This is a genomic window from Microbispora bryophytorum (genome assembly GCF_043197435.1).
Taxonomy (GTDB): Bacteria; Actinomycetota; Actinomycetes; order Streptosporangiales; family Streptosporangiaceae; genus Microbispora; species Microbispora bryophytorum.
This window is the reverse complement of sequence record NZ_JBICTF010000002.1, coordinates 614,197-640,291: the sequence shown is the minus strand read 5'-3', so window position 1 is coordinate 640,291 and position 26,095 is coordinate 614,197. Positions and strand designations below refer to the sequence as shown.

General features: G+C 69.4%; 23 protein-coding genes and 2 pseudogenes. 12 read left to right on the top strand and 13 right to left on the bottom strand.

Annotated elements, in window-relative coordinates; translation table 11 throughout:
* Window positions 1-376: 376 nt before the first annotated feature.
* Entirely contained in the window at window positions 377-1,141 is a 765-nt protein-coding gene (locus ACGFIB_RS07955) for a hypothetical protein (RefSeq protein WP_393369482.1), read from the top strand.
* A gap of 685 nt (window positions 1,142-1,826) precedes the next feature.
* Here the strand turns inward: ACGFIB_RS07955 and ACGFIB_RS07950 are convergent.
* The 6 genes from ACGFIB_RS07950 to ACGFIB_RS07925 all read right to left on the bottom strand — a co-directional run bounded on the left by ACGFIB_RS07950 (window position 1,827) and on the right by ACGFIB_RS07925 (window position 6,766).
* Complete coding sequence (locus ACGFIB_RS07950) at window positions 1,827-3,143, bottom strand: DJ-1/PfpI family protein (RefSeq protein ID WP_393369479.1); 1,317 nt, start codon at window positions 3,141-3,143, stop codon at window positions 1,827-1,829.
* Between the two features lie 7 nt (window positions 3,144-3,150).
* A complete protein-coding gene (locus ACGFIB_RS07945) occupies window positions 3,151-3,540 on the bottom strand; it encodes a hypothetical protein (RefSeq protein WP_357241239.1) in 390 nt (129 codons plus the stop codon).
* A gap of 121 nt (window positions 3,541-3,661) precedes the next feature.
* Window positions 3,662-4,315 carry a response regulator gene (locus tag ACGFIB_RS07940; protein ID WP_142567920.1) on the bottom strand — a complete coding sequence of 218 codons (654 nt, stop codon included), beginning with the start codon at window positions 4,313-4,315 and terminating at the stop codon, window positions 3,662-3,664.
* Entirely contained in the window at window positions 4,312-5,517 is a 1,206-nt protein-coding gene (locus tag ACGFIB_RS07935) for a sensor histidine kinase (RefSeq protein ID WP_393369476.1), read from the bottom strand. The genes ACGFIB_RS07940 and ACGFIB_RS07935 overlap by 4 nt, the downstream gene beginning before the upstream one ends.
* Window positions 5,518-5,556: 39 nt before the next feature.
* On the bottom strand, window positions 5,557-6,156 hold the full coding sequence (locus ACGFIB_RS07930) for a YdeI/OmpD-associated family protein (protein WP_393369473.1): 600 nt from the start codon (window positions 6,154-6,156) through the stop codon (window positions 5,557-5,559).
* 160 nt (window positions 6,157-6,316) lie between these two features.
* Window positions 6,317-6,766, bottom strand: coding sequence for a carboxymuconolactone decarboxylase family protein (locus ACGFIB_RS07925; protein ID WP_393369470.1), 450 nt, complete (start codon window positions 6,764-6,766; stop codon window positions 6,317-6,319).
* Window positions 6,767-6,941: 175 nt separating this feature from the next.
* Between ACGFIB_RS07925 and ACGFIB_RS07920 the strand changes: the two genes are divergently transcribed.
* Window positions 6,942-7,898: a helix-turn-helix transcriptional regulator gene (locus tag ACGFIB_RS07920; RefSeq protein ID WP_393369467.1), complete on the top strand. Its 957-nt coding sequence runs from the start codon at window positions 6,942-6,944 to the stop codon at window positions 7,896-7,898.
* A 16-nt stretch (window positions 7,899-7,914) separates the two neighbouring features.
* On the opposite strand, the gene ACGFIB_RS07915 is transcribed toward ACGFIB_RS07920, so the two are convergent.
* Entirely contained in the window at window positions 7,915-9,609 is a 1,695-nt protein-coding gene (locus tag ACGFIB_RS07915) for a hypothetical protein (protein ID WP_393369464.1), read from the bottom strand.
* A gap of 209 nt (window positions 9,610-9,818) precedes the next feature.
* Here ACGFIB_RS07915 and ACGFIB_RS07910 point away from each other — a divergent pair, with 209 nt between their 5' ends.
* The 6 genes from ACGFIB_RS07910 to ACGFIB_RS07885 all read left to right on the top strand — a co-directional run bounded on the left by ACGFIB_RS07910 (window position 9,819) and on the right by ACGFIB_RS07885 (window position 15,213).
* Window positions 9,819-9,983 (top strand): hypothetical protein, encoded by a 165-nt coding sequence (locus tag ACGFIB_RS07910; protein WP_167748098.1) that lies wholly within the window; start codon window positions 9,819-9,821, stop codon window positions 9,981-9,983.
* 92 nt (window positions 9,984-10,075) lie between these two features.
* Window positions 10,076-10,540 carry a S26 family signal peptidase gene (locus tag ACGFIB_RS07905; protein WP_393369461.1) on the top strand — a complete coding sequence of 155 codons (465 nt, stop codon included), beginning with the start codon at window positions 10,076-10,078 and terminating at the stop codon, window positions 10,538-10,540.
* Window positions 10,541-10,557: 17 nt separating this feature from the next.
* Window positions 10,558-13,416, top strand: coding sequence for an ABC transporter permease (locus ACGFIB_RS07900; protein WP_393369458.1), 2,859 nt, complete (start codon window positions 10,558-10,560; stop codon window positions 13,414-13,416).
* Window positions 13,417-13,424: 8 nt separating this feature from the next.
* A complete protein-coding gene (locus ACGFIB_RS07895; RefSeq protein WP_393369454.1) occupies window positions 13,425-13,928 on the top strand; it encodes a MauE/DoxX family redox-associated membrane protein in 504 nt (167 codons plus the stop codon).
* 17 nt (window positions 13,929-13,945) lie between these two features.
* Complete coding sequence (locus ACGFIB_RS07890) at window positions 13,946-14,503, top strand: TlpA family protein disulfide reductase (RefSeq protein WP_142567913.1); 558 nt, start codon at window positions 13,946-13,948, stop codon at window positions 14,501-14,503.
* Between the two features lie 2 nt (window positions 14,504-14,505).
* Complete coding sequence (locus ACGFIB_RS07885; protein ID WP_357241266.1) at window positions 14,506-15,213, top strand: ABC transporter ATP-binding protein; 708 nt, start codon at window positions 14,506-14,508, stop codon at window positions 15,211-15,213.
* 11 nt (window positions 15,214-15,224) lie between these two features.
* Here the strand turns inward: ACGFIB_RS07885 and ACGFIB_RS07880 are convergent, their stop codons facing one another.
* The gene (locus ACGFIB_RS07880) at window positions 15,225-15,938 is read right to left on the bottom strand and encodes an AfsR/SARP family transcriptional regulator (RefSeq protein ID WP_223853790.1); all 714 of its coding nucleotides are present in this window, start codon (window positions 15,936-15,938) and stop codon (window positions 15,225-15,227) included.
* Between the two features lie 164 nt (window positions 15,939-16,102).
* Window positions 16,103-17,932, bottom strand: coding sequence for an ABC transporter ATP-binding protein (locus ACGFIB_RS07875; RefSeq protein WP_393369449.1), 1,830 nt, complete (start codon window positions 17,930-17,932; stop codon window positions 16,103-16,105).
* 457 nt (window positions 17,933-18,389) lie between these two features.
* Here ACGFIB_RS07875 and ACGFIB_RS07870 point away from each other — a divergent pair, with 457 nt between their 5' ends.
* A complete protein-coding gene (locus tag ACGFIB_RS07870) occupies window positions 18,390-19,571 on the top strand; it encodes a geranylgeranyl reductase family protein (protein WP_393369446.1) in 1,182 nt (393 codons plus the stop codon).
* Window positions 19,572-20,031: 460 nt separating this feature from the next.
* Window positions 20,032-20,859 (top strand): hypothetical protein, encoded by an 828-nt coding sequence (locus ACGFIB_RS07865; RefSeq protein ID WP_393369443.1) that lies wholly within the window; start codon window positions 20,032-20,034, stop codon window positions 20,857-20,859.
* A 17-nt stretch (window positions 20,860-20,876) separates the two neighbouring features.
* On the opposite strand, the pseudogene ACGFIB_RS07860 reads toward ACGFIB_RS07865, so the two are convergent.
* Both ACGFIB_RS07860 and ACGFIB_RS07855 read right to left on the bottom strand, forming a co-directional pair.
* A pseudogene (locus ACGFIB_RS07860) lies at window positions 20,877-21,178 on the bottom strand (IS5/IS1182 family transposase); the annotation flags it as partial.
* Between the two features lie 82 nt (window positions 21,179-21,260).
* Window positions 21,261-21,977: a hypothetical protein gene (locus ACGFIB_RS07855; RefSeq protein WP_393369440.1), complete on the bottom strand. Its 717-nt coding sequence runs from the start codon at window positions 21,975-21,977 to the stop codon at window positions 21,261-21,263.
* 159 nt (window positions 21,978-22,136) lie between these two features.
* Here ACGFIB_RS07855 and ACGFIB_RS07845 point away from each other — a divergent pair.
* Both ACGFIB_RS07845 and ACGFIB_RS07840 read left to right on the top strand, forming a co-directional pair.
* Window positions 22,137-23,090, top strand: a pseudogene (locus ACGFIB_RS07845) (sensor histidine kinase); the annotation flags it as partial.
* 223 nt (window positions 23,091-23,313) lie between these two features.
* Window positions 23,314-23,961 (top strand): response regulator transcription factor, encoded by a 648-nt coding sequence (locus ACGFIB_RS07840; protein WP_357242071.1) that lies wholly within the window; start codon window positions 23,314-23,316, stop codon window positions 23,959-23,961.
* A 247-nt stretch (window positions 23,962-24,208) separates the two neighbouring features.
* Here ACGFIB_RS07840 and ACGFIB_RS07835 read toward each other — a convergent pair whose 3' ends face one another.
* Window positions 24,209-25,816 (bottom strand): ABC-F family ATP-binding cassette domain-containing protein, encoded by a 1,608-nt coding sequence (locus ACGFIB_RS07835; RefSeq protein WP_142567904.1) that lies wholly within the window; start codon window positions 25,814-25,816, stop codon window positions 24,209-24,211.
* Window positions 25,817-25,842: 26 nt separating this feature from the next.
* A complete protein-coding gene (locus ACGFIB_RS07830) occupies window positions 25,843-26,010 on the bottom strand; it encodes a hypothetical protein (protein WP_393369434.1) in 168 nt (55 codons plus the stop codon).
* Window positions 26,011-26,095: the final 85 nt, after the last annotated feature.

Genomic DNA, 26,095 nt, shown 5'->3' with positions numbered 1-26,095 from the left:
TTCGCTCGGTTCAGACGCCGTCGCTCGTTCCGGCCATGCGCAGCCGTACGCCACCCTGAGCAGCCCTCGGCGCCGCTGTCCGCGGGATATATGCGGGATGGATCTTGGGGGCGCTCCGGCTCCGGGGTGATCGCCAAGACCTGCGAATCGTGGCCGGCCGTAGATGGCTGAGGGGGGCCTGATCACCCCGCCCGCCATCGACCCGGGACAAGATCGAGCACCGGTGGCTGCGCGCGTCCCTAGTCTCCCCGGGCGGGCGTCGAAAGGGCGCCCACGCTGCCCCTTTTGTTCGTACGATACAGGCTGACCTCATGTGCCAGAGGTCAAATAGCCTGCGGGGAAACACCGGGCGACAGTTGGCAACTGATGGAGGTCAATGATGGCAAGCGTGGCTCTACTTGGGGGGCACGTCGTACGTGGTGACAGGCTGGACCAGTGGACGTACCACGCCTCTGTCGATGGGAAGGTTGGAGTGGTCACCCGGCTTTTCCCGGCAGGGACCGCGAAAGACGTAGTTGAAGATGCTTTGGTGGATTTGCTACGCAAACACCCAGGAGAACTGGGGGGAGTGGCATCCACTCCGACCGATAGTGCCGCAGGCAACAATTCGGGGGACGATGACGGCGGGGACGACGATGACCGGGGGGACGACGATGACAACGGGGGCGACGAAGGCGACGGGGGCGACGATGAGGAGGGAGACGACGATGACGACAGGGACGAAGGCGACGGTGATGCTGATGCTTCCGCCTCCGAAGGCGAAGATGATCGTAGCGATGGAGTCGGGGATGGGAATGACCGGCTGAAGGAACTTGCCGCAGCTATATCGAGAGGCCTGCTAGCAGGAGGAATTGAAATACCCCCCGAGGATGCGGACGGGGACGGTACTGGCACAAGCAACGAGGAGCGACTAGCCAACCTAATCGCGACAGTTCTTGCATCGGGTGGTGGTCACGCACCTGCTGACGGACTCGGTAATGATGTTCATGGGATCGATCCGGAGAAGTTGGCGACCCTTGTTGCGGTGGCCCTTGCACGAGGAGGTGCTCGCCCCCGACCGGACGACAGTGGTGACGGAGACGGCACCGGTCGGCCGGTTCCGATCGCAGTTGTCCGAACCCTCTTGGCCAGAATGTTGTAGGAGATGTTGCCGGTTGCTCAGGCGTGATGAAGCTCTTCATGCGCATGCCCGGCGCTTTAGAAGCCGCTGCGAATGAGGGCCGCTCGTCGGGTCATTCGACGAGCTTGCCGCCCTCGAAGGTCGCTCCGGCGCGGACCAGCGCGATGTCGTGGTGTTTCTCCGCCCAGTCAATACCGCAGGTGATGGCCAATCGAGCCTCCCGTGTTCTGATGTGTGCCCAGCGTGTGAGCCTGTGCGGGGTCACGCAGCGCCCTAATAGAAGGGCTCGGTGGCCCGGCATCCGATGAGCATTTCGCGGCCCCAGCTCACCGCACGGGTGTCAGTCTGTGGGCAGAGCTCGCGGCTCGCGTTGCAAGAGGGGAAGTCACCGTGCGGTCGGCTCAGGTCACGATCATGGCCCTCGTGCGGCCAGGAGCGCATCTGCTTCACGAGAGGCGCGGCACCGGAGCCCGCCGCCTGTGGATAGGGGTCAAGCCCCGGGTTTCAAGTAGGAGTCATCCGGTGCCGTGCAGTGCTATTAGGTTTCAAGCATTGCTCCCGCCGTGCTGCTGTGGCCGACCAGGCGGGAGATCTCTTCGAGCGGGATGCCCTGGTCAGAGAGCAGGGATACGAAACTGTGCCGTAGCTCTCGGGGCGTCCACGGTTCTGACGGCGGCTCCCTCGCGTCACGAGGGAGCCGCCGCGATCAGGCTCGGACGAGAGTGCCCACAGTGGTCCGAAGACGCGGAAGGCAGATCACCGCGGCAATACCCAAAAGGATCAACAGGATGGGCAACGCCGTCTGCTGCCACGGCCACGCCGGGCCGTCCAGTTGCAGGCCGTCGGTCGGCAGTTCCATGGTCTCGGCGGTCCAGCGGGCGGTGGCCACATCCGTTGTCCGGGCCAGGTCCCGCACGGCGTCGTTGTAGGCGAAGTCCTGTCCGGAGTGGACGTACACCGGCTCCAGGCCGTCGGGGACCTGGCCCAACCGAACTCCCGCTCCGGGCACGAGCAAGCTATCCAGGTCCGGGGCCGCGCTAGCGAGATCGGCGCGGGGCAGGAACGTCAGACCATGCCGTGACCGGATCGGGCCGCCGTCCGCGCTCACGGCCAGCGTCCGGTCTGCGAGCGACTTGTCGTGCGTCTCGAACACCGACGCCAGGTCGATCTCGCCGACGCCCGGCGTCAGCATCACGCCGACGGTCGGCGGCGCCCACGTCCATCCCGCGTTGACGATCGCGGCCGGGGCGGGCATGGCGATGCCGGTCACGACCGGCGGCGTGTTGCCGTAGTACCGCCAGCGCACGGCCTTGGCCGCGTTCGCCGCCACCGTCGAACCGGCCAAGCGCTCGATCATGTGCAGGGTTCCGTCGATGCCGGACAGCACGCCCGCGGTCGTGACGACGGTACCGCTGTCGACGAAACGCTTGCCGTGCACCCAGTTCACCGCGGGATAGTCCGACTCGAACGAGCCGATCCGCAGCCAGTGCGCGGTCGCGGGCCGGCCGTCGAGCAGACCCGCCGAGGCGAGGACACCGGCGCCGTTGCACACGCTCAGCAGCAGCGTGCCGCGGTCCACCTGATCACGCAGCCACGTCGTGACCGGGGCGGTGCTGGGCTTGCCGACGTCCGGCATCGCCGGGATGACCGCGAGCTTCGGCGCGGCACCGCCGGTGAGTTCGGCAAGATCCGCGAAGCTCAGGTCCGGCACCAGGTCCAGACCACCGGTCAACGGCAGCGGACGCCTCTGCGACGCGACGGTGTAGACGTTGAACCGGCCCGAGGCGGCGAGGATCTCGTACGGGGCGAGGGCATCCGACGCGACGGCCCCGTTGTCGCCGATCACCACGACCGCGGTCGGTTTGGCGGGGTCGAAGGCCGGGTGAGCGGCGGCGGGAACGGGCCGGTTCGGCCCGGGGGCGTACTCGGCGTTGAACGTGGCGAGGGCGGAGATCGCCCCGCCCGCCACCGGAATCAGGAGAACCGCGATCACCGCGAGCGCGCGGCGCAGGAAGGTGCGCATCGAAACCTCAGTGCCAGTAGTGGTCGCGGCGCCACACCATGGCGGCCAGCATCAGCGGGAACATGATCACGTGCCCGGCCATCATCAACCCCATGGCGGACAACGCCCCGAGCCAGAACGGCACCAGCAAGACGAGGAACGGCAGGTACATCGCAGCCGCCATCTCACCGATCCGCGCCCACGAATGCCTGCGCAAGGCCATCGCCACGGTCATTCCGATGGTCATGTCGGTCGCCATGACGAGCGCGCCGATCTCCGGCCGCGCCGACCAGGCGTCCGGCCACAGCGGCGCCAGTGCGAACATCCCGGCGAGCATGGCGATCACCATCTCGACGTAGTGCCAGACGAACCGGCTCAGCTTGCGACTCGTACTCCGGCTGGTTGTCATGGTCGTCATGACGTCCCCTCAGATTCGGCATCGACTGATACCGACGAGAGTGGCCGCCGGCCGCCGTCCTGCCATGTGCCGGAAGTCATGCCGGAGGTCATGCCCGGGATCATGACCCGGGCGGAAATGGTCAGAGCAGACCGAGTGACCGTGCGCGTAGTGCGGCCTGGGTGCGGTCGCGGGCGTTCAGTTTCGACAGGATGTTGGTGACGTGGTTTTTCACGGTGCCCTCGGCCAGGTAAAGCGTTGTGGCGATTTCGCGGTTGCTGTGGCCGGTGGCGAGGTGGCGGAGGACTTCGAGTTCGCGGTCGGACAGCGGCACGACCAACGGCTGCGGTTCCGGGGCGCTGGTCGAGGGTAGGCGGGCGAACTGGGCGACCACCTTCGCGGCGACGGACGGCTGCAACACCGACTCGCCGCGGGCGGCGGCCAGGACGGCCTCGATCAGCTGAGCCGAGGAGACGTCCTTGAGCAGGTAGCCCAAAGCTCCGGCGCGAAGGGCGGCGAACACGTCCTCGTCGTCGTCGAACGTCGTCAGCGCGATGATGCCGATGCCGGGGTGGTCGGTCCGCAAGCGGCGGGTCGCGGCGACGCCGTCCAGGACGGGCATGCGCAGATCCATCAGGACGACGTCCGGGGTGAGCTCGGCGGCCTGGCGGATCGCTTCGTCGCCGTTGCCTGCCTCGCCGACGACCTCGATGGCGTCGTGCGTGGCCAGGAGGGTGGCCAGGGCCTCGCGGAACAGAGCCTGGTCGTCGACCAACAGGACGCGGACCGGGCTCATCCAGGAACCTCCATGCTCAATGTGTAGCCCGCCCCCGGTGCCGACTCGACGCTCAACCGTCCGCCCAGGTGCTCGGCGCGTTCCCGAAGCCCGACCAGTCCGAAACCGGACGCAGGCGTCGAAGCGGAGCCGGCGCCGTCGTCGCGGATGGCCAGCCGGACAGCGGTGTCAGCGTAGTCCAGGACCACGTCGGCACGGGTTGCCTGGGCGTGCTTGCGGACGTTGGTCAGACCCTCTTGCGCCGCACGGAACAAGGCCTCGCGCGTCTCGTCAGGCAACGGTCGTTGCTCGCCGGATATCGCGACGCTGGTGGTCACGCCCGCGGCGGATGTCAGTTCGGCCAACGCCTGCAAGGCGTCGGGCAGGGGAGGGGTTTCGCGTGGTTCGCGCAAGGTGCGGACCGAGCGGCGTACCTCGGCGAGTGCGGCCTCGGCCTGGTTCTGGGCCTTGGCGAGTACCTCGTCGGCCTTGGCGGTGTCGGTCGGCAGGACCGCACGGGCGGCCTTGACCTGCATCTGGACGACGGTGAGCGAGTGTCCGAGTCCATCGTGGATGTCGCGTGCGACCCGGTTGCGTTCCTGCACGGTTGCGAGCCGCTCCGCCTGCGCGGCGTAGCCACGCAACTGCTCGTGCGCCTCGGCTAGTTCGACACGGGCGCGTTGTTCGCGTTGCAGCAACTCCGTCGCGATCGCGGCGAACACCGCGGCGACAAGTATTCCAAGCCCTTCTCGCAGCCCTTCGCCCCACGACATGCCGAGGTGGACGAACGGGACCAGCCCGACCACGACCGCCGTCGCGGCGATCGGCAACCGTAGCCGCACGCACTGGCTGACCAGCACGACGAGCAGAAGCGTCGCGGCGACCCCTGCGTTCAGCGAGAACACGACGAACGCGATCGGCAGCTGCACGGCCACGTACCCGAGCGACCAGGCCAGCTGATTGCGCGCACGTACCCACGAGAAGCCGGCGGTGGCCAATGCGGTGAACACCGCGCCGAGCACGAGCGACGGCAGGGACTCTCCAGATGCGACGACCCCGATCAGCAGCGTGAGCAGCGCGCCGAAGGTCAGCACGGCCAGAGCCCTGTTCATGCGCTCACTGTGGGCCGTCCGGCGGCGCACGGTCAACTCACGGTAGAAACGCGCCATGATCTCGCGGATCTCGGCTCCGTCGCAGATGACGGCGGTCGCGTCCCGAAGCATGCGGGCGCACGTGCGATGGCACGACAGCTGAGCGAGCGTTCAACTGCCGAGGGCGCGCTTTTGTGGGTGGATCGTCTCGCCGCGGGCGAGCATGTCGACGAACTGGGTGATACGGCGGGCTCGGGTCTCGGCGCGTTTGGCGTTCGCGATCCGATAGAGAACGGCGTAGCGGTTTTGCGAGGTGAGGATGTCGAACATCGCTTGTGCCTGGGGATTCGCGGCCAATGCGGTGGCCAGGTCGGCTGGTACCTCGATGCCGGCTTGTCCCGCGTAGGCCGTGTCCCAGCGGCCGTCGGCCTTGGCGCGTTCGACCTCGGTCATTCCGGCCGGATGCATCCGGCCCTCGCTGATCAGACGGGTGACGATGGAAACGTTCCGCGCTGACCAGGGACTTTGCCTTCCGCGAGGGGTGAAGCGCCGGCAGAAGGTGGTCTCATCCCGCCGTCGTAGCCGACCATCGATCCAGCCGTGGCACAGGGCTTCGTCGAGCGCCTGGTCATAGGTCAGGCTGGTGGGCCCGGTCGTGTTCTGCTTGGCGAGGACCAGCCACACCCCTGCCGAGCTGTCGTGGTGCTCGCTGAGCCACTCGCGCCAGGCTCGGGCATCGGTAACGGTCAGTTCCGGTAGTTCGTTGCTCATCGTCACGTATCCCTATGGTTGTCGGCGGTCACCCGAAGGTGGGAGCCCAGGACGAGGGCCTGCCGGAAGTGGCGCTGGATCGATCAGCGGTGGAGCCGGCCGATCACGTCCTTCGCCGCGTCGCCACCGGGCCCCCTGGACGGCTGACGCCCGCCCGTCTTCACCAGGTCTTGCTGGCCGGCTCCCGGATCGTGTGGTTGATCCGGTTGAAGAAGTTGGTGAGTGCGATGTTCAGGATGATCGCGGACATCTGCTTCTCGTCGAAGTGGCCGGCAGCAGCGTCCCAGATCTCGTCGGTCACGCCCGGCGCGCCGTCCTGGATCCGGGTGGCGGCCTCGGTCAGCGCGAGCGCCGCCCGCTCCTCCTCGGTGAAGAACGGGGCCTCGCGCCAGGCGACCACGTTGTGCAGCCGCTCCTCGGTCTCTCCGTGCTTCTTCGCCGTCTGAACGCCGGCGAACACACACGGGCTGCAGCCGTTGATCTGGCTGGCCCGCAGGTGGACCAGTTCGAGCACGAGCGGGTCGACGCCACCGGCGTGAATCGCCTTCTGGAGATGCTGGATCGCTGTGATCAAATCGGGATTCGCCACACTCTTCATGCGTGCTTCCATGGGTCCTGCTCCTCGTCGGTTACGTGCGCCCATCCGGGCCCGTCCTCTGACGCCCCCTGGCGGAGGTCATCGTGGCCGTAATGGACTTTTCGGCCGAGGTGTTCTCGGTCATGCCGGCGACATTACGGTGTGACCCGGTCAGAAACGGTCCTGGTTATCGAGCAGACTGTTGGCCGTGGTCAACACCTCGGCGCGGCTGCTGCGGCTGCTGTCTTTGCTGTCGACGCGGCGGTCCTGGACGTGCGCTGATCTTTCCGCCCAGCTGGAAATCACCGAACGGACGGTTCGCCGGGACATCGCCCGGCTACGTGAACTCGGCTACGGCATCGAATCGGAGATGGGCCCATGGGGCGGCTACCACCTCGGGCCCGGAACCAGCATCCCGCCACTGATCCTTGACGAGGAGGAGGCCCTCGCGGTCGCTGTCGGGCTGCGCACCGCCGCCTTCAGTGGAGTCTCCGGCAGCGACCAGGCAGCCCTGTCGGCGCTGCTGAAACTACGCCAGGTGCTGCCGGCCAGGATCGCCGACCGGCTCGGCGAGCTGGACGCCGCGTTCACCCACACCGCACGACCCGACGACAGCCAGATCTCCCCCGCGCTGCTGCTCGACCTGGCCACCGCGTGCCGGCGAGGCGAACGCACCCGGTTGACCTACCGCGACGGGGCCGGAACGACGTCCACCCGCCGAGTCGATCCCTACCGGCTCATCTACACCGGCCGCCGCTGGTACCTCCTCGCCTACGACCTGACGCGGCAGGACTGGCGTACCTTCCGTACCGATCGCGTCATCGATGCCACAGCCACCGGGCAGGCCACTGCCCTGCCCGACCCGCCGGATCCGGCACACATGGTCAGCCCGGGCGTCGCGCTGAGGCCCTACCCGGTGCGGGTGACCATCCGCCTGGCCGTACCGGCCGATGAGGCCCGCAGGCTGGTGCCGCCAACGGTCGGCGTCCACCACCCGGACGGCGACGACGCCACGATCATCGACATCGGCGGGCCGGACGCCGACAGCCTGGCCCGTTACCTGCTCAGCCTCGGCCGGCCACTCCGGATACTGCACCCAGAAGAGGTTCGCCAGGCATTCCTCGCCCGCACGCAACAACTCCTCGAGGACAACCGGCAACCGTGACGCTTGGCGTCGCGTGTCAGGTTGGTGGCTGTGGGGGTGGGATCTGCAGAAGGCGGGCGGCCCAGGACAGGGCGGCGGTGAGGCGGCGCCGGCGTTGGTCGAACAGAGCCGGGTTGGCGTCGCGCGCCGGGGTGAGCAGGGGTTGTTGCCCGGCGATCAGCGCGGCGTGGCCCGTGGCGTGCGGCCCCTGGCCGGTGTCCGGTGCGGGGCCGCCTTCGGCGTGCAGGGCGACGAGCCAGAGGTGGTGGTCGAGCCAGGGATCGCCGATCGCCGCCGACGCCCAGTCGGCCAGTACCAGGCGGCCGTCGCGGCACCAGAGGTTCGCTGCGCGTACGTCGCGGTGGATCAGGCTGTCTCCCTCGGTGGGTGCCTCGGCGGCCGCGGCATGAAGCGTTTCCAGGTGTGCGGCCAGCCACCGGCGCGTGCATACGTTCATGCGCAGCAGGCGGTCCGGGTCGGCGGCGATGGTTTCCCAGGGATTGGACGCCTCCCGCAACACCGGCACGCCAGATGGTGCGGGCAGCGTGTGTACCTCGTGGAGCAGCTTCCGGGTGGCTGCGACCAGGGGTGCGGTCCAATCGCGGACCCAGTGGTCCTGCTCCAGCGTTTCCAGCACGAGCATCGGCAGCGGCTCGCCGGTGCTCGCCAGCAGCCGCGGCAGGAATGGGCGGTCGCCCAGCGCCTCGTACACCGCCAACTCCACACCGAGCTCGGCGCAGTCGGCAGGCACGGCGGCCTTGACGAACGCAGAACCGCCACCGGCTTGGTCGGCGATTCGCGTCACGGACCTGCTGTGCCCGCCCGTGACCGGTCGCAGACCCGTGATCTCGCGGCCGAGCGCGCGGCCGGCTGAGGCGGCGATGTCCGCGTCGGTTGCGGGCCCGGTGGTCACGGGCCGGCCGGACACGCGCGACAGCAGCAGTTCGACCACCGGTTCGTTGGCGCGGCGGACCGCCTGCCTGCTGCCCGGGTCCGGTCGGCCGAGCGACTCGGTGACCAGGCGCCATATCAGGGCGCGCAGCAGCAACTGGTCGATGTCGTCCTCGCCGTCCAGTTCGTCGAGGATGCTGGGCGGTGCGGCGGACCAGGCCAGCAGGTCCACGGCAGCGATCGCCAGGGCGTAGCCCGCCGGCCGCCGGCTCGGTGAGAAGTCGATGACCGCCGGTGGCTGCCCAGCCGCGAACAACACGTTGCCCGCGATGTCACAGTGCACGAGCTGGTCGGGCAACCGTACCGGCCGGATGGCGGCCCGCAAGCCCTCCACCAGATCCGACAGTTCCGGCGCCAGCTCGACCTCGGCCTGGTCCCACGCCACCCGTTCGGCCACCGCCCAGCGGTTTCTGCCGCGTCCCAGCCAGCCCGGGGCGGGGACACCGGCGAGGGCCGCGTGGAAAGCCCGGCTGGCCGCGACGAGCTCCGGCCACCGCGCCACGGGATCCGGCTCGCCCTCGACAGCGGTCCACGCCGCCCACCCGCCGGCGACCCACGAGCCGTCAGCCGCGCGCACTGGCAGGGGCACCCGGAAACCCGGACCGCGCAGATCGGCGAACACCTCGGCCAGCCACGACGCCACCACCGGACGCGGGGCGGGCTTGAGCACCAGTTCGCCCGCCAGCCAACAGGTGCCGTGCCCTCCGGGCAACAGCCGCGCGGGACCGGAGGAAACCCCGAAAGCCGTGCGCACCTCCACCGGCAGATCATCAGACACCACGCCACCCTCCCCACCGGATCGCGCCGGTGTCAATCGAAATACCGCCCCTGCCGGCGTCCTCCCTTGGTTGCGTCTCCGCTTGAGGGTGAGCCGCAGGTCAAGGTCATTTCGGGCGGGATAACCGTAGTGCTCTGTACGGAGCCTGTATCCCCGCTGAACCCCCGCTCTTTACGATCGGGGTCAATCACGTCCGGCGAAAGGAAGTGGTCATGAGAGCGCTGATCAGACGGGTCGCCGACAGGATGGTCGACAAGGTGGTCCCGCACGCCGAAGCCCGCGCCTGCGGATGGGAGGGCTACTGCAAGTGCGTCGGCGGCGACATCTACCTTTACTACTGCGGCCGCTGCACCTACTACGCGCACGCCGGCTGCTGACAGGCGGCGCGTGACGGGGTGACGGGTGAAAGGGTCACCGAGCCGGACCCGGTGCGACCATCGGGTCCGGTGGCACACGAGGGGGATGGCGGTTGTCGCTTCTGCTCACCGTCGCGGCGATGGCGGTCCTCGCGCTGGTGACGGCGACCTTGGGGATGCGCCGGGCCTTCGTCGTGGTGACCGTACGGGGCAGGAGCATGCAGCCCACGCTCCGCGACGGTGACCGGGTGCTGGTGCGGCGACGTGGTGTGACGGCGGTCCGCCCCGACGACCTGGTCGTCTTCGCCGACGTGATCGACGCGCCTCCCGTGCCGGCGCCCGCCGGGGCGGCGGAGGACGACGGCCCCCGCACGGTGTGGGTGGTGAAACGGGCGGTAGCCGTTCCCGGAGACCCCGTCCCCGAGGCGCGTGTGCCCGTGCTGGCCGGGGGGACCACGTCCGTCCCCGCCGAGCGGCTGGTGGTGCTCGGAGACAACCCGGCGGTGAGCCGGGACTCCCGCCTCTACGGGTACGTCGCCGCAGAGCGTCTGCTGGGGGTTGTGATCCGGCGAATGTGACCGTCTGATGGGGATTCATGCTGAGGCTGATGATCGGCCAGTTACGCCGCCAGTCGGTGCGCTCGATGACGATGCTGCTCGGCGTGCTGCTGGCCACGAGCGGGTTCACCCTGCTCACCGGCTCGGTGGAGACCTCACGCCTGCGCGTGACCGGGACCGTGGACGACAACTACCGGAGCACGTACGACGTGCTGGTGCGGCCCAGGGGGAGCCGGGACGCGCAGGAGCTCACGCACGGGCAGGTGCGCCCGAACTTCCTGTCCGGCCAGTTCGGCGGCATCACGCTCGACCAGTGGCGGCGGATACTCGCGCTGCCCGGCGTCGAGGTGGCCGCTCCGGTGGCGATGGTGGGGTACGTCGACGTGACGGCGACCGCCGAGATCGACCTCACCGAGCAGCTCGACCGAGGGGCACGACAGCAGTTGCTCAAGGTGGACAGGACCTGGATCAGCGACCGGGGACTGTCGACGATCGACGACCCGGGTGACAGGTACGTCTACGTCACCCGCAACCCCGTGCTGTGGCCGAGGTTCACGACGAACAAGGCGAACTTCGTGGAGTTCGACGGCTACCGCTACGAAGGCCGGAAGGTGCGGGTGGACGCCGCGGTGTGTGACCGCCCGGGGATGTCGTCCGGCTACCCGGCGGCCGAAGTCCTCCCGGACGGACGGATCCAGCCGATCTGTCCCACGGCGCGCAAGCGAGAGCCCGGACGCACCTACCTCACAGCGGCGGACCGGTCCCGCGTGGACGTCTACCAGATGCTGCCGGACGGCGGTTTCCGCACCCGGCTCGGCGACCCGGGTGGTGGGATCATTCCCCGGCAGGTACGGCTGCCGCGCCTGACGCTCCCTGTCGGCTGGCCCGTGCCGCTGTTGCTGGCGGCCGTCGATCCCGTGCAGGAGGCGGAACTGGTCGGGCTGGATCGCGCCGTGGTCAGCGGGCGTTACCTGCGCGCGACCGACGGCCCGACACCGACCAGGTGGGAGCTGTTCGCCGATGTTCCCATGCTGCTCTCGTCGACCGCGCACATCGACGAGCAGCTGACCGCCGGAGTCTCCCGGCTGGACCGGCCGCCGCAGATCGCGAACCTGCGCGGCGATGAGCTGTGGAAGCGGCTACGGGCGGAGCCGGTCCGGCGCACGTCGACCGTGCGCATCGACGCGGAGAGCGTCTACCGGCAGGTCGGCGAGCGCCCGATCACCGACCCCGGCGACACGTGGCTCAACGTGGACCGCGTCATCCAGTCCGGCCGCCCGCGCTACGGGGGCGCGGAGGGGGTGCTGAAGCCGGATCCCGTCACCGTCGGCCTCGACGAGGTGTGGCGGCAGGAGAACTCCCTCGTGGACACCTCGGCCCCGTTGTTCGCGCACGATCGAGCGCTCCGGCCGATGACCGCGCGTGAACTGGCGGGTCCGGGTGGCGTGACCGAATACGCGTTCCCGCAGGTGGTGGGTAGGTTCGACGCGGCCGGGCTGACCGAGTTCTCCGCGTTGTCCGCGGTGCCGCTGGAGACGTACCAGCCGGCGAGCGCGACCGGCGCGGACCGGACCGCGCGGGCGGCGCTGGGAGACCGACCGCTGCTGCCCAACGGCAACCCCGGCGGCTACCTGGCCACCCCGCCCCAGCTCCTGACGACGCTGACCGCGCTGCCCATGCTCATCCGCGGCGACGACCCGGCGCAGGAGGCGCCGGTCTCCGCGATCCGGGTGCGGGTCGCCGGGGTCACCGGGCTGGACGATCTGTCCCAGGAGCGGATCCGCGTGGTCGCCGAGAAGATCGCCACCACGACCGGGCTCGAAGTGGACATCACCATCGGCTCCTCCCCGGCCCCGCGGCCGGTCGAGCTGCCCGGCGGCTCGTTCGGCCGCCCCGAGCTGCGGCTGCTGGAGAACTGGACGACCAAGGGCGTGGCGGTCGCGCTGACCAGGGCCGTCGACCAGAAGAGCGCGCTGCTGTTCGGCCTCATCCTCGTGGTGTGTGTGCTGTTCCTGGGCAACGCGGTGGCCGCGTCGGTCCGGGTGCGGCGGCGCGAGCTGGCCGTCCTCGGCTGTCTGGGCTGGCCGGCCGGGCGGCTGGCCGCGCTGGTGCTGGGGGAGGTGCTGCTGGTCGGCCTGGTCGCCGGAATCCTGGGCGCCGCCGTGTCCCTGCCGCTGGCCGCCGCCACCGGCATCGGGGTGGGCCCCGGACACGCGCTGCTGGCCGTACCGGTCGCCTGCGGGATCGCCCTGCTCGGCGGGCTGGTGCCCGCGCTGCGCGCCGGGCGGGCGCACCCGATGGCGGCGATCCGTCCCCCCGTGGTCACCCGCACCCGGGCACGCCGGGCCCGGACGGTGTACGGCATGGCGGTGGGCAACCTGGTCCGGGTCCCGACCCGCAGCCTGGTCGGCGTGCTGGCGCTCGCGGCCGGAGTGGCGGCGGTGTCCACACTGCTGGTGATCACCTGGCGGTTCCACGGCGAGGCCCAGGGCACGCTGCTGGGCGACGCCGTCTCGCTCCAGGTGCGCGGGGTGGATCTGGCCGCCGCCGTGACCACGGTGGCGCTCGGCGTGTTCGCCATCGCGGACGCTCTCTACCTGAGTGTCCGGGAACGCAGCGGCGAGCTGGCCGCGCTGCGCGCGTGCGGGTGGTCCGACGGGGAGCTCGGCCGCCTGATCGTCACTGAGGGAGCGCTGCTCGGCCTGACCGGCGCCGTGCTCGGGGCCGGTCTCGGCCTCGGCGTGCTGGCCGCGTTCCTGGGCGGCCTCACCTGGGCGACGGTGAGCGCCACGCTCCCGGTCGCCGCGGCCGGAACCGCGTTGGCGGTGCTGGCCGCCGCCGTCCCCGCGCAGCTCATGCGCCGCCTGCCGCTCGCCGCCGTGCTGGCGGAGGACTGAGGCCGTCGATGAGACATGTGGAACTCGCCTGCCAGATCCTGCTCGCCGTGGTCTTCGGCTGGTCGGCGGTGAGCAAGCTGGCCTCCCGTGAGGCGTTCCGGCGGTTCGGCCGGTCGATCGAGCCGCTGACCGGAGGCGGCACCTGGCCGGCCGCGGCCCTGTGCGCCGCCGAGGCGCTGGTCCCTCCGCTGGTCGTCGTGGCCCCGCCGGTGGGGTTCGGGCTGGCGGCCGGATTGGTCGCCGTGCTCACGGCGGGGGTGGTCGTGGTGCTCCGCCGGGGCCTCGCCGTACGGTGCCGGTGCTTCGGGGGTGGCGAGGCGGACCTCGGCACGCGGCACGTGGTGCGCAATCTCGCCCTGCTCGGTGTGGCCGCGCTGGGCCTTGCCGCGGCGGTGCTGCCGGGCGGCGCCGGGATCGACGGCCCCGGCGTCCTGCTGGCGGCCGGGGTCGCGCTGCTCGCGGCGGCCCTGGTCATCCGTTTCGACGACGTCGCCGACCTGTTCGGCCAGTGAATGTGTGGAGGTGCGTTGTGGGATACGTGGTCGTGGCCCTCGTGCTCGTGGGACTCGTGGCGGTGCTCAACCTGGTGTTCACGTTCGGCGTCGTCCGGCGCCTGGCCCGGCAGGACCGTGAACTCGCGACCCTGCGGGCCGTCCTGCCGTCGAATCCGGAGGAGGTCATGAACGCACCGGGGTCGGCGCCGGAGGACTTCGGCGAGGTCACGACGACCGGTGGTGAGCACCTGGGCAGGGACTCCCTGACCGGCGGCATCATGCTCGGGTTCTTCACGCCGACCTGTGCTCCGTGCCTCGCGCAGGCGTCCCCCTTCGCGGAACGCGCGCGGTCCCTGGGCCGCGACCGGGCGCTGGTGGTCGTGGTCGGATCGCGGGACGATGTGGGCGAGCTGGTCGCGCTGTTCGAGCCGGTCGCGCGGGTGCTGGTCGAGCCGGATCAGGGCCCGGTGCAGCGGGCCTTCGGCGTACGGGGCTTCCCGGCGATGTGCGTGCTGGACCCGGACGGGCGGGTCGCGGCCGTGGACACGGGAGTGGACCGGCTCCCGGAGCCCGCGGCGAGGGCGGAGAGGTGACGATGGAGGCGCGCACGACCGGCACCCGGCGCGGTGTCGAGGTGACGATCAGGGGCCTGACCAAGCGGTTCGGTCAGGGAGACAACCGGATCGTCGCCGCCGACGACGTGTCGCTGCACGTGCCGGCGGGGCAGCGGGTCGCCGTGGTGGGCGCTTCGGGCTCCGGCAAGTCCACCCTGCTCCACCTGATCGGCGGCATGGAGCGGGTGGACGGCGGCACGATCACGGTCGGGGACCGGGAGGTGACCGCGCTCGGCCGCCGTGAGCTGTCGGTCTACCGCCGCAGCGTCGGTTTCGTCTTCCAGCGGTTCCACCTGCTGCCCGCGCTCACCGTCCTGGACAACGTCCTCGCGCCGGTGCTGCCCCGCCGGGTGGAATTCGACCGTACGGAACGGGCCCGGCAGCTGCTCGCCGCCGTGGGCCTGCTGGACCGGGCACAGGCCGTGCCGTCGCAGCTGTCCGGCGGGCAGCAGCAGCGGGTCGCGGTCGCGCGCGCGCTGATCGGCGACCCTCGGCTGATCCTGGCCGACGAGCCCACGGGCAACCTCGACTCGGCCACCGGCCGGGAGATGATGGAGCTCGTCGATCGCCTGGTCGCCGAGCAGGGGCTGACCCTGCTGGTCGCCACTCACGACGACGGGGTGGCCGCGCACTGCGATCGGATCATCCGCATCCGGGACGGCCGGATCGTCGACGACACCGCGCGCTGACCGCCCGGGGCTCAAAGCCGGAGCGGGTCGCCTGTCCTGTTCTGGACGCCCGGGCGGAGCAGGTCGGGGTCGCGCCGGAGGATGGCGGCCTGGAGCCACTCGACGCGGTCGTCCGGATCGAGGCCCAGCGAGCGCCGGAGCACCTCACGGGCGCCGGCGCACGCCCGGAGCGCCCCGGCGACGTCGCCGAGCCGGTACAGCGTGACCATGAGCTGCCGGTGCGGGCGCTCGCGCACCTGGTGCTCGGCGAGGTGCCCGCGCAGGTCGGCGATGAGGGCGGACCCGCTGCACCGGTCGGTCGCGGTCAGGTCGAGCCGGACGTCGAACCAGTCCTCCAGCACTCCGATGCGGCGTTCGTCCAGCGCGGTCGCGGTGGCGGTGAGGATCGGCCCGCGGCGCAGCCCGGTCAGCGCGGGCCCGCGCCACATGTGGAGCGCGCGCTCGTACGCCGAGGAGGCGGCCGGCAGGTCGCCGTTCATCTGGTCGTTCCTGGCCCGGGCGCACAGGTCGGCGAAGACGTCGACATCGATCTGTTCCCTGTCGACCTGCAGCCGGAGGCCGTCGGGGTCCGAGACGAGCTGCGGCCCGCCGTCGAAGACGACCCGGCGCAGTTCGGTCGCGTACGTCCGCAGGTTGGACATCGCCGAAGCGGGCTGGGCGCCGTCCCACAGTTCTTCCAGCAGCCGGTGCCACAGCACCAGCTTTCCTGAGTTCAGCAGCAGCATCACGAGCAGCGCCCGGGGCTTGTGAGCGGTCAGCGAAATCGGTTGTGCCCCATTGAGTATTTCGAGTGGACCCAATAACCGGAACTCAAGCCCCATGAAGACCCCGTAAGCCCCCGGAAACTTTCGGGCGATTGTGGAAAATATAAACTCCGACAGAACGTATTTCAAGTAAAGGGCATATCCGGCGTAGCTGATGGCCGGTCCCGATGCCCCGGCTCGGAGAACTGGTAGCCCCGCGCCTGGAGGGTGAACAGCCGCGCGTAGACGCCGCCGGCGTCCATGAGCGCCTCGTGCGTCCCCCTCTCCACCACCTGTCCCCGGTCGAGGACGACGAGCAGGTCCGCGTCCCGCACCGCGCTGAGCCGGTGGGAGATCAGCACGCTGGTGCGTCCGGCCCGGTGCGCGCGCAGGCCGGTGTGGATCTCGTGTTCCGCCTCGGCGTCCAGTCCGGAGCTGGGTTCGTCCAGGATGAGCAGGTCGCGTTCGCCGCGCAGGTACGCCCGGGCGAGGGCCAGCCGCTGCCACTGCCCGCCGGACAGGTGGACACCGTGCTCGCCGTCGTCCCCGTCGAGGAAAATGCGCGACAACAGGGTGTCGTAGGCGCGGGGGAGCTTCTCGGCGAAGGAGTCGGCGCCCGCCGCACGCGCCGCCGCGACGATCCGGTCTCGATCGCCCAGCACGGCGAGATCGCTCAATCCGATGTTGTCCGCCACGGTCAGGTCGTATTCCATGTAGTCCTGGAAGACCACGCCGACGCGGCGCCTCAGCTCGTCCGGCGCCATGTCGCGCAGGTCGACCCCGTCCCAGAAGATCGTGCCGCGCTCCGGGTCGTACATCCGGCACAGCAGTTTCACCACTGTGCTCTTGCCCGCCCCGTTCCTGCCCACGAGGCCGAGGGCTCCGCCGTACGGGATGTCGAAGCTGATTCCGCGCAGCGCCCAGTCCTGTTCGGGGGAGTAACGGAACCACACGTCCCGGAACTCGATGCCCCGCCTCAGCACGGGGACGGGCCGCGGACTCGCCGCGACCGGGATGTCGGGATGGCCGGACGTCACCGCGATGTGGTGGGAGAACAGCCGGAGGTGCTGATGCGCCTGGGCCACCTCGGTGACCAGTCCGGTGAGCGAGCCCTGCACCCCCGCGACGGCGGCGACGAACATCGAGACGTCGCCGATCGTGCGGCCGCCGTCCAGGGTGCCCACCAGCGCCCACAGCAGCCCGGCCCCGGCCGCCAGCGCGCCCGCGAGGCCCGTGCAGGTCTGCACGGCCAGCTCGCGCCGGTCCGTACGACTGCGTTCCGCGTCCGCTGCCCGGCGCTGGTCCATCATGAGCCGGCGCAGGTGGCCGGCGATGCCGAACAGCCGGATCTCCTTGGCGGCCCGCACGTTGACGAGGAGGTCACGGAAGAAGATCTCCCGCCGCTCATGCGGGCCTATGTCCCACAGCATGGTCGCCCGCCGCCGGGACAGCCACAGCTCGGCCAGCAACATGGGGGCGGCGGAGCCGAGCACGAGGACGGCCATCCACGGGCTGATCGCGGCGAGCGAGGCCACGAAACCCACCCCGACCAGGGCGCTCCTGGCGATCCCCAGGAGAGCGGCGACGAGCAGGGCGGGAGTGGCCCCGCCGTGCCGCTGGGCCAGCTGCAGCCGGTCGAGGAAGGCGGGATCCTCGAACCGGGCCAGCCCGACGAAGCGTTCCGTGGCCAGGAACAGGCGGTCCTGGGCGATCCGGCTCACCCGCCGCCCGGTCTCCTCGCGCAGGTAGTGCGTGATCGCGGGAACCGCCGCGGCGCCCGCTCCGCACACCGCCAGGGCGGCCCCCAGCGTGACCACCAGGGCGATCGTGGCGTCGCCGTGCGCGATCACGTCCAGCGTCACCTTCGTCAGCCAGGCGACGGCGAGTGGGACCGCGGCGGCGAGAACGGTGAGCGCGGCGAACAGGACCAGGCGGCACCGGCCGGCTTTCCAGGCGAGACCGAGCGCGTCCCTCATTCCGCGCGGCCTTCCGCCTCGCTGGTCGCGTCGGCGAACGCGAACGCCGGTGCGGGCGCCGGTAGCGCGGTGACGGGGAACGGCATGCGGCCAGCCCTTTTCGATCGGGGACCCGGGGTCGCGGGACCGGGAGGACCACGCCTGTGACGTGGGCATCCTGACCTGCCGGTCTTCTCGCAGATTAGGGGCGCCGCGTATAGGAGTCGTACATTCCCGGCACAACGCCATCGCGGGTTGGCGCTGTTCGGCCGAGCCGCCCGTACGGCCGTGGGCATCGGCTGGAACTCGGCCGGAGGGCCACGGCGACTGGCCGCCCTGCTTTCACCGGGGGAAAAAGCACGCGGGTTTACGCCTGTCTGCCCGCACACCCTCGGGGGCTCCCCCTCTTTGGTGTCCGACTCGGGCTCCCCAGCACGACCGAAGGAGGTCGGCCCTTTGCGATGGATAGCATGGCGTTATGACAAGGGGCAGAAATCTGGCGGAGATACACGATGTCGTCGTTGTGGGTGCGGGACCGGCAGGAAGCAGCGCGGCCTTGGCGGCAGCTCAGGCCGGCGCGCGCACGTTAATCCTTGATCGCTCACAGTTTCCGCGTTATAAAACGTGTGGAGGCGGGCTTATAGGCGTCACGCTGCGTTCCTTGCCACCAGACCTCGATGTGCCCGTCCGGCAGGAGATCTTCACTACGACATTCAGTCATATCGGTCGTAACGTGCACCATAAGATGTCGCCTTCACGTATTTTGTCGCTGGTGGATCGATCGGAGTTCGATCAGGCTCTACTGGCGAGGGCAACCCAAGAGGGAGCTGTTGCGCAGCTGCCCACCACCGTATTGTCGGTGACGGAGGACGGCGACCATGTTGTGCTCAATACCGACCGTGGTCCGGTCAGGGCCCGTTATGTCATCGGTGCAGACGGAAGCGCCAGCCGGATGGCGCGATACGTGGGAGTGGAGCTCAGTCAGGTAGACCTGGGCCTGGAAGTCGAGCTTGACGCGTCGGACATCGCGCACGCATGGACCGGCCGCATCCATCTCGACTGGGGCCCGATACCCGGATCGTACGCATGGGTATTCCCGAAAGGCCGGCGACTGACCGTCGGAGTGATCGCTCGCAAGGGGACGCCCCAGCAGACGCGTGATTATCTCGCCGCCTTTCTCCGTCAGCACGGGTTGTCCGACGTCAAGGTCCTTCATGAGTCGGGACATCTCACTCGCTGTCGTTCTCCTCAATCTCCTGTGGGCCGGGGAAGGGTTCTCCTCTGCGGGGACGCCGCCGGGCTGCTGGAGCCGTGGACCCGCGAAGGAATCTCCTTCGCGATCCGGTCGGGCGGAATCGCGGGCAGGCTTGCGGCGGAGGCGAGCAGAGCGGCCGGAGAGCCATCACTTATGCAGGCGGATTATCGGGGCCGGATAGGATCCGGCCTCGCGCTGGAGATGCACGCCGGCGTGCGGTTCCTCGCCGCCTTCGAACGCCACCCGCGGACCATGCACACACTGCTCAGCCGCACGCCGTGGGGATGGCGGGAGTTCCGGAGAATCACGCAGGGTGACACCACGTTGGCAAGGGCCATGCGCCACAGTCCGGTACGGCTTGCGCTTGGACTGCTGACAGCAGGATCGGCGAATGCCGCGTCCTAGGTCCTGGGCCTTCAGATGGTGGCGATCTGTCGCGGATCGAACACGCGACGCTCAACGCCTCAGGAGTGAGGTCTTATCTCGGCTGCTGAAGCATTTGGAGAAGCCGAGGGCGGCGGCCGGGAGAATGTGGGCGGACTCTCGGACTGAGGCGGGCGCCACCCTAAGGAGCCTGCTGGGAAAGCGAGGGATCGGGAGAAGGGACTTCCTCTCCAGGAGGCGCGATCTCTGGGTGCGCCCTCACCGCAATTATCCATCACTACAGTATCGCTACGCTCATGACATAGGTCATGTTCTCGGACTCCGCTGCTTCGGCGTCAATGCCGTAGCGGGGAGGCTTCGATGGAGGCGCCGATGGGTGGCGGCCCCACTGGTCGTGGCGTCGGCCCCTGTCGTGTTGGCGATTGTTCTCGGTTGGAGGTCGCCGCCCCCACAACAATCGGCGGTCGCGTACTATGGATGGTTGATTTACTTCTCCCTGCTGGTCCTGGTGGTTACGGCTTTCTCTTGGTGGGGAGTCAAAATCTTCTATCAGCTGACCCCGCAGCTGGAGAAGATGCTGAGCGTTGCTGGGCGTGGCGCGTATGACCGTTGGGCGAACATCACCACCGCAACCGGCCCGCAGCTCTCGTTTTCGATGCTCTTCTCCGCCGTGAGTGTGGTGGCTATACGGGTAGCCGCCTCCGTGCCTGGAATGTCTCAGCGCTTGTATGTCGACCAGGCATCCTATCTGGCAGTCCTGGTCGCCGCTTTTTTCATCGGGGGCGGAGTCTATTGGATAGTCGTGGGGACCACGTTGTCGATCGTTCTGACACGGCCGGGGCATCTGATCCTTCACTGGTACGCTCCGGCTCACACCCCAGGCATGGAGCTGCTTTCGCGCTGTTATCGGATGGGGTTCTACGGCTCCTCCGTTGGCGTGGCTCTCTGTCTTTTTCCTTTGCTCGCCTGGGCTTATAACGGTCCGGACTCGACTCTGCTGCTCATCGTCAAGATTGCCTTGTTCCTGACGGCCGCGACGGCCACATCGCTCATTGCGGTCATTCCGCAGTGGCGGCTGAGTGCGGTGGTCGCGGAGCGGCGTCGCAGATCGCTTGAGGAAATCAATGCTTTGTTGCCTGACACCGTCGAGCGAGTGAGAGACGGGGATCGATCTGATCCCAGTCTCCTCGCCTGGCTTCAGGTGCTCACCACTACTCCTGCCACCACCGTGAAGGAGTCGACCGTCGCCGGCTTGCTCCTGGGAATGGCGACTGCGCTCCTGCCGTACATCATCAAGATTCTCGCTTAGAAGTCCTAACAGAATGATCAGCGGGTGAGGCGTCGCCAGCAGATGACGGCGGCGGCGAGGGTCATGAAGGCCTCGTGGATGTGGTCGCGGATTTACCAGCGGATGCGCAGGCGCCGGAACCAGTGCAGCAGCGCGTGGGCTGCTCGTTTACCCACCGATGCACGCCGAGGCCGGAGCCGTGCGGGGTGCCCCGGCGGGCGATGACCGGTTTGACTCCCTTGGCCCAGACCATGCGGCGGTACTTGTCGTGGTCGTAGCCCCGGTCGGCGTACACCAGCGTGGGTCGGCTGCGGGGCCGGCCCCTCCGGCCCCGCATCGGATCGTCAGTCGCTCGGGCACGGTCAGCCTGGCCGGACGCGTCATGCCGGCCGCCGTCCCCAGACGGTTCCGCCTCCTGTGCATCACGCCGCTGTCATCCCAGAACCGGTGGGCTCGGGGGCCAGGGCCCGTGCGGGCTCCTGGCGGCTGACCCGCCAGAGGCCGTACGACGCCACAGCGGCGCCCACGGTCATCAGGCAGACGCTCGCGATCTCGCCGACGCCGCCGGTGACGACGTTGTCTCCGACGATGCCGGCCGCGAACAGAACGGGCGCCAAGGGCGAGGTGACGCCACGGCGCACCAGCGCGATCAGCACCAGCAGCAGGGAGAGGAACCCCAAGAACACGTAGTAGGTCACCGGCACGGCCCACAGGCCTGGGCCCTGGAAGCGCTCCACGACGAATTGCTCCATTGCCGTCTGGTTCAGACCGGAGGCCCCGGTCTCGACCAGAATCAGGTGGAACATCGCAAATGCGCCGGAGCACGGGACCGCGGGCACCAGCAGGGCCCACCCGATCCGTCCCGCGACGCTGCCTCGCATGATGGGCCCCAGACCGGCGAGGGCGAGCCCGAGCAGGGCCGCGGCGCCGAGCGCGATCAAACCGCCGGCTGTGAGCCGGCCGCCGCCCTCGGCGATGGCCGCGATCGAGGTGGTTTCGTCCAGGTCCCCGAAAACCGACTCCGCGACCGCGACGCACAGCCACGATCCGACCAGCGCCAGCGCGGTGACCCGGAGCGACGGCGCCTGACCCGCGCCCTCGCCGGGCCGGAACGGGGGGAGGGGCTTGAGGAGTTTCATGAGTTTCCTCCGGTGATCGGCGAACAGTGCGGCCACGCTAGGTCGCCGCCGGCCGCCGGTGCGTCCGCCGTGACGGACCTTTCGCCTACTCCAAACGGAGGAGGCCACCGCCATCAGGGGCATGATCTGCGGCCGGTCCGCCCGCATTAAAGTTCGCTCATGCACAGTCGGTTGTCGCGGCGCCAGTGGGCCTTCGACCTCTTCCTCGCAGTGGTCGCCGCGGCCGTGGCGATCGCACAGCTCGTCATACCGAACAACGACGGCTACTTCGGTGGGCCGATATGGCTCAACGTGGTCGTCTCCCTGCTGAGGACGATCCCCCTGGCCGTACGCCGGGTCTGGCCCGTCCCTGTCGCGGTCGTCGTGTTCGGGGCGGACATCCTCACGAGCCTGTGCGTTCCCCACACCTCCACCTTCTGGGGCATGGTCCTGCCGATGGCGATCGCGATGTACTCCGCGGCACGCTGGAGCGACATGCGACGGACGCTGCTGGTACTGCCGCTCCCGGTGGCCGCCTTCACGCTGTATCCGATCCACATGCAGACCTTCGGTCGTTCGTGGCAAGACATCGCCTTCCCCCTGGTGGTCCTGTGGGCGACCTTCATCGCGGGGTACGTGATCAACCGGCTCCTCCATCAGCGTCAGGACCTCAAGGAAGCACTGCGCCAGCTTGCCGAGCAGCGCGACGCGCACAGCCGTCACGTCCTCCTGGAGGAGCGGACCCGGATCGCGCGTGAGATGCACGATGTGCTCGCGCACGGCGTGACCGTCATGGTGGTGCAGACGGGCGCGGCGCGGATGGAGCTCGACGAGTCGGCGACGGCGGCCCGCGAGTCGCTTCTCGCGGTGGAGGCCACCGGGCGACAGGTCATCGGCGAGTTGCGCCGCACGCTCAACCTGCTGCGGCTGAGCGACGACCTCCCCCTGTCGGGACAACCTTCACCCGGTCTGGCGGACCTGCCGGAACTCGTCGCGTCGATGCGTAAGGCCGGCCTGACGGTGGAGCTGCACCTCCCCGAGCACGTCGACGCCGATCCCGGGCGGGAGCTGGCGGTCTACCGGATCGTGCAGGAGGCTCTGACCAACGCGCTGCGGCACGCCGGCCGTACCCGAGTGCACGTGCGCATCACCGCCGCCCCGCACCTGGAGGTCGAGGTATCCGACGAGGGGCCGCGCCACGGTGACGGCCGGGGATCCAGACTCGGAGGCGGTCACGGGCTGATCGGAAGAAGGAGCGGGTCGCGATGTACGGCGGGCGGCTGCTGGCCGAACCACGCGGATCAGGATTCGTCGTGCACGCCGCCTTCCCATCCGGGGAGCGTACGCATTGATCCGGGTGCTGGTCGTCGACGATCAAGTGCTGGTGCGTGCCGGTTTCCGCTCCATCCTGGAGAAGCAGCCGGACATCGACGTTGTGGGCGAGGCTGGGGACGGGACCGAGGCCGTCCACATGGCCCGAACGCTGCGGCCCGACCTGGTGCTGATGGACATCCGGATGCCCCGGCAGGACGGGCTCTCGGCCACCGAGGAACTGATGGCCTCCGCATCGCCTCCCCGTATCGTCGTGCTCACCACTTTCGACGCGGACGAGTACGTATACGCCGCGTTGCGCGTCGGTGCCACCGGGTTCCTGCTCAAGGACATCTCCCCGGAAGACCTGGCCACGGCTGTGCGCAACGCGATGTCCGGGGACGCGATGCTCTCCCCGCGAATCACTCAGCGTCTGATCGAATCCTTCGTGCGGAGCCCGCCGCCGTCCGGAGGTGTTCCCGAGCAGCTCCGCGGTCTCACCGGTCGCGAGATCGAGGTACTCCGCGAGTTGGCGACCGGAGCGACGAACGCCGAGATCGGGGCCCGATTGTGCCTGGCGGAGACCACGGTGAAGACCCACCTGGCGCATGTCTTCGCCAAGCTGCAGGTGCGAGACCGAGTGCAGGCGGTCGTGCTGGCCTACGAGTCCGGATTGGTCCGTCCTTCGGCCTGACGGCGTGGGTGGACAACCCGTATGCCGTCTACGTCTACGTCGTCGTCGACCTCGCCACGCTGGCGCCCTGACCCCCGCCTGCCGTTCCCCGACGGCGCAAGAAAATTGGCGGGCATATGTGCTTTAGCCACCGTGCGAGCAGTTGCGCCGCTTGATGCGTTATCGATGCCGGCCGGACTGACCACGACGTGGCGATACACGGCCGCTCGTTCGCTCGCTCGTCGTGGCCAGGGGCGATCCCACGCTGTCAGATGCCCAGGTCGCGGCGCTGGTGCATCCGTCCGTCCCCATCGAGCTCGATGACGGTGCCGACGCCGATCCGTTCGAGGAACGCGAGATCGTGGCTGACGACGAGGAGCGCGCCGCGGTACGCGTCGAGGGCTTCGGCGAGTTGCCCGACGCTGGCGATGTCGAGGTTGTTCGTCGGCTCGTCCAGGATCAGCAACTGGGCGGGCGGCTCGGCCAGCAGAAGCCGCGCGAGCGAGACCCGGAAGCGCTCCCCGCCGGATAGCGTGCGGACGGGGCGGTCCGCGGTGTCGCCACGGAGCAACAGCCGGGCGAGCTGGTTGCGGATCGTGCCGGCCGGCGCGCCCGGGGCGACGGCCCGCACGTTCTCCATCGCGCCGGCGTCTTCGTCGAGCCCGTCAAGGCGTTGCGGAAGGAAGCCGACGAGTTCGGTCACAAGGCGGCCGTGCGGTCGCCCGGGAGTCGGCTCGGCACGCCGAACGAGCTGCTCGATCAACGTGGACTTCCCGGCACCGTTCGCGCCGATGAGCGCCACCCGTTCTGGGCCCTGGATCACGATGGTCCGGCCCTCGTCCTCCAGCTCCGCCAGTCGTCGTCCGCGCGGGACGTCCGGATCGGGCAGCACGAGATGGATGTGCTCCTCATCGCGGACGCGTGCGTCCGCGGCGTCGACCGCGGCCTGCGCGGCTTCGACCTTGTCGTCGAGCGTGGACCGGAGTGATCCCGCCGACGCCTGGGCCTTGCTGGCGCGGTTGCCGGCGAGGATCTTCGGGATGCCGCCGTCCTTCTGGGTCTTCTTCCCCGTCCGTTCGCGACGTGCCAGCTTCGTCTCTGCCTCGATCCGTTGCCGCTTTTCGACCTTGAGCGTCTGCTGGGCTGAACGAGCGGCCTGCACCGCGGCCGCCTGCTCCTGCTCCTGGTGCTCCTTCCATGCGCTGTACGGGCCGCCGAAGGTGTCCAGGGTGCCGCCGTACAGCTCCGTGGTGTTGTCCATGTGCTCCAGCAGTTCGAGGTCGTGACTCACGACGACGAGCGTCCCGGGCCACTGGTCGACGAACTCGGCCAGCCTGGCGCGGGTGGTGCGGTCGAGGTTGTTCGTCGGCTCGTCCAGCAGTGTGATCGGGGTGCGGCGGATGCGCAGCCCGGTGATCGCGATGAGCATGCCTTCTCCACCGGAGACCTCGGCGACGCGACGGTCGAGATCCGCGGCGGAGAATCCGATCTGGTGCAGGGCTTCGTCGGCACGGGACTCGATGTCCCAATCGTCACCGATCGCATCGAAGTGGCGTTGGTCGACGTCGCCGGACTCGATCGCCTTCATCGCGGCGAGGATCCCGTGGATGCCGAGCAGCTCGGCGACGGTGGTGTCCTGCCGCAGCGTGAGCGTCTGCGGCAGGTAACCGACCTCACCCACGGCGACGACCTGCCCGGCGGTCGGCTGCAGGTCACCGGCGATGAGCCGGAGCAAGGTGGACTTGCCTGCGCCGTTGCGGCCGATCAGCCCGGTCCGACCGGTGCCGAAGGTGCCGTTGACACCGGCGAGCGCGACGGTGCCGTCCGGCCACTCGAACGTCAGGTCACGGAGGGTGATGACAGATTTCGTCGACATTGCGGGGTTTCTCCTTCTCTGTCCCGTCAACCGTCGGCAGGCCGGACGGGAATCAGTTCTGTGTCGTCGGGGGCGGCCCCCGGGGAGGGCGTGGCGAGACACCCCGCGTGCACGTGGCCGCAGGCGGCGCCGGTGCCCGCGTCGAGACCCGCGCCGGTGCCCGCGCCGAATCGGCGCCGCCTGGTTGCGTGCACGCCTTGGCTCATGCAGGCGGGGTTCATGCAGGCGGGGTTCATGCAGGCGGGATTCATGTACGCGGGATTCATGTACGCGGGATTC

Coding starts and splice junctions, on each gene's coding strand:
- ACGFIB_RS07955 (WP_393369482.1), top strand. CDS start 377: ATGATGGCAAGCGTGGCTCTACTTGGGGGGCACGTCGTACGTGGTGAC.
- ACGFIB_RS07950 (WP_393369479.1), bottom strand. CDS start 3,143: ATGCGCACCTTCCTGCGCCGCGCGCTCGCGGTGATCGCGGTTCTCCTG.
- ACGFIB_RS07945 (WP_357241239.1), bottom strand. CDS start 3,540: ATGACGACCATGACAACCAGCCGGAGTACGAGTCGCAAGCTGAGCCGG.
- ACGFIB_RS07940 (WP_142567920.1), bottom strand. CDS start 4,315: ATGAGCCCGGTCCGCGTCCTGTTGGTCGACGACCAGGCTCTGTTCCGC.
- ACGFIB_RS07935 (WP_393369476.1), bottom strand. CDS start 5,517: ATGCTTCGGGACGCGACCGCCGTCATCTGCGACGGAGCCGAGATCCGC.
- ACGFIB_RS07930 (WP_393369473.1), bottom strand. CDS start 6,156: ATGAGCAACGAACTACCGGAACTGACCGTTACCGATGCCCGAGCCTGG.
- ACGFIB_RS07925 (WP_393369470.1), bottom strand. CDS start 6,766: ATGGAAGCACGCATGAAGAGTGTGGCGAATCCCGATTTGATCACAGCG.
- ACGFIB_RS07910 (WP_167748098.1), top strand. CDS start 9,819: ATGAGAGCGCTGATCAGACGGGTCGCCGACAGGATGGTCGACAAGGTG.
- ACGFIB_RS07900 (WP_393369458.1), top strand. CDS start 10,558: ATGCTGAGGCTGATGATCGGCCAGTTACGCCGCCAGTCGGTGCGCTCG.
- ACGFIB_RS07895 (WP_393369454.1), top strand. CDS start 13,425: ATGAGACATGTGGAACTCGCCTGCCAGATCCTGCTCGCCGTGGTCTTC.
- ACGFIB_RS07885 (WP_357241266.1), top strand. CDS start 14,506: ATGGAGGCGCGCACGACCGGCACCCGGCGCGGTGTCGAGGTGACGATC.
- ACGFIB_RS07880 (WP_223853790.1), bottom strand. CDS start 15,938: ATGCTGCTGCTGAACTCAGGAAAGCTGGTGCTGTGGCACCGGCTGCTG.
- ACGFIB_RS07875 (WP_393369449.1), bottom strand. CDS start 17,932: ATGAGGGACGCGCTCGGTCTCGCCTGGAAAGCCGGCCGGTGCCGCCTG.
- ACGFIB_RS07870 (WP_393369446.1), top strand. CDS start 18,390: ATGACAAGGGGCAGAAATCTGGCGGAGATACACGATGTCGTCGTTGTG.
- ACGFIB_RS07855 (WP_393369440.1), bottom strand. CDS start 21,977: ATGAAACTCCTCAAGCCCCTCCCCCCGTTCCGGCCCGGCGAGGGCGCG.
- ACGFIB_RS07835 (WP_142567904.1), bottom strand. CDS start 25,816: ATGTCGACGAAATCTGTCATCACCCTCCGTGACCTGACGTTCGAGTGG.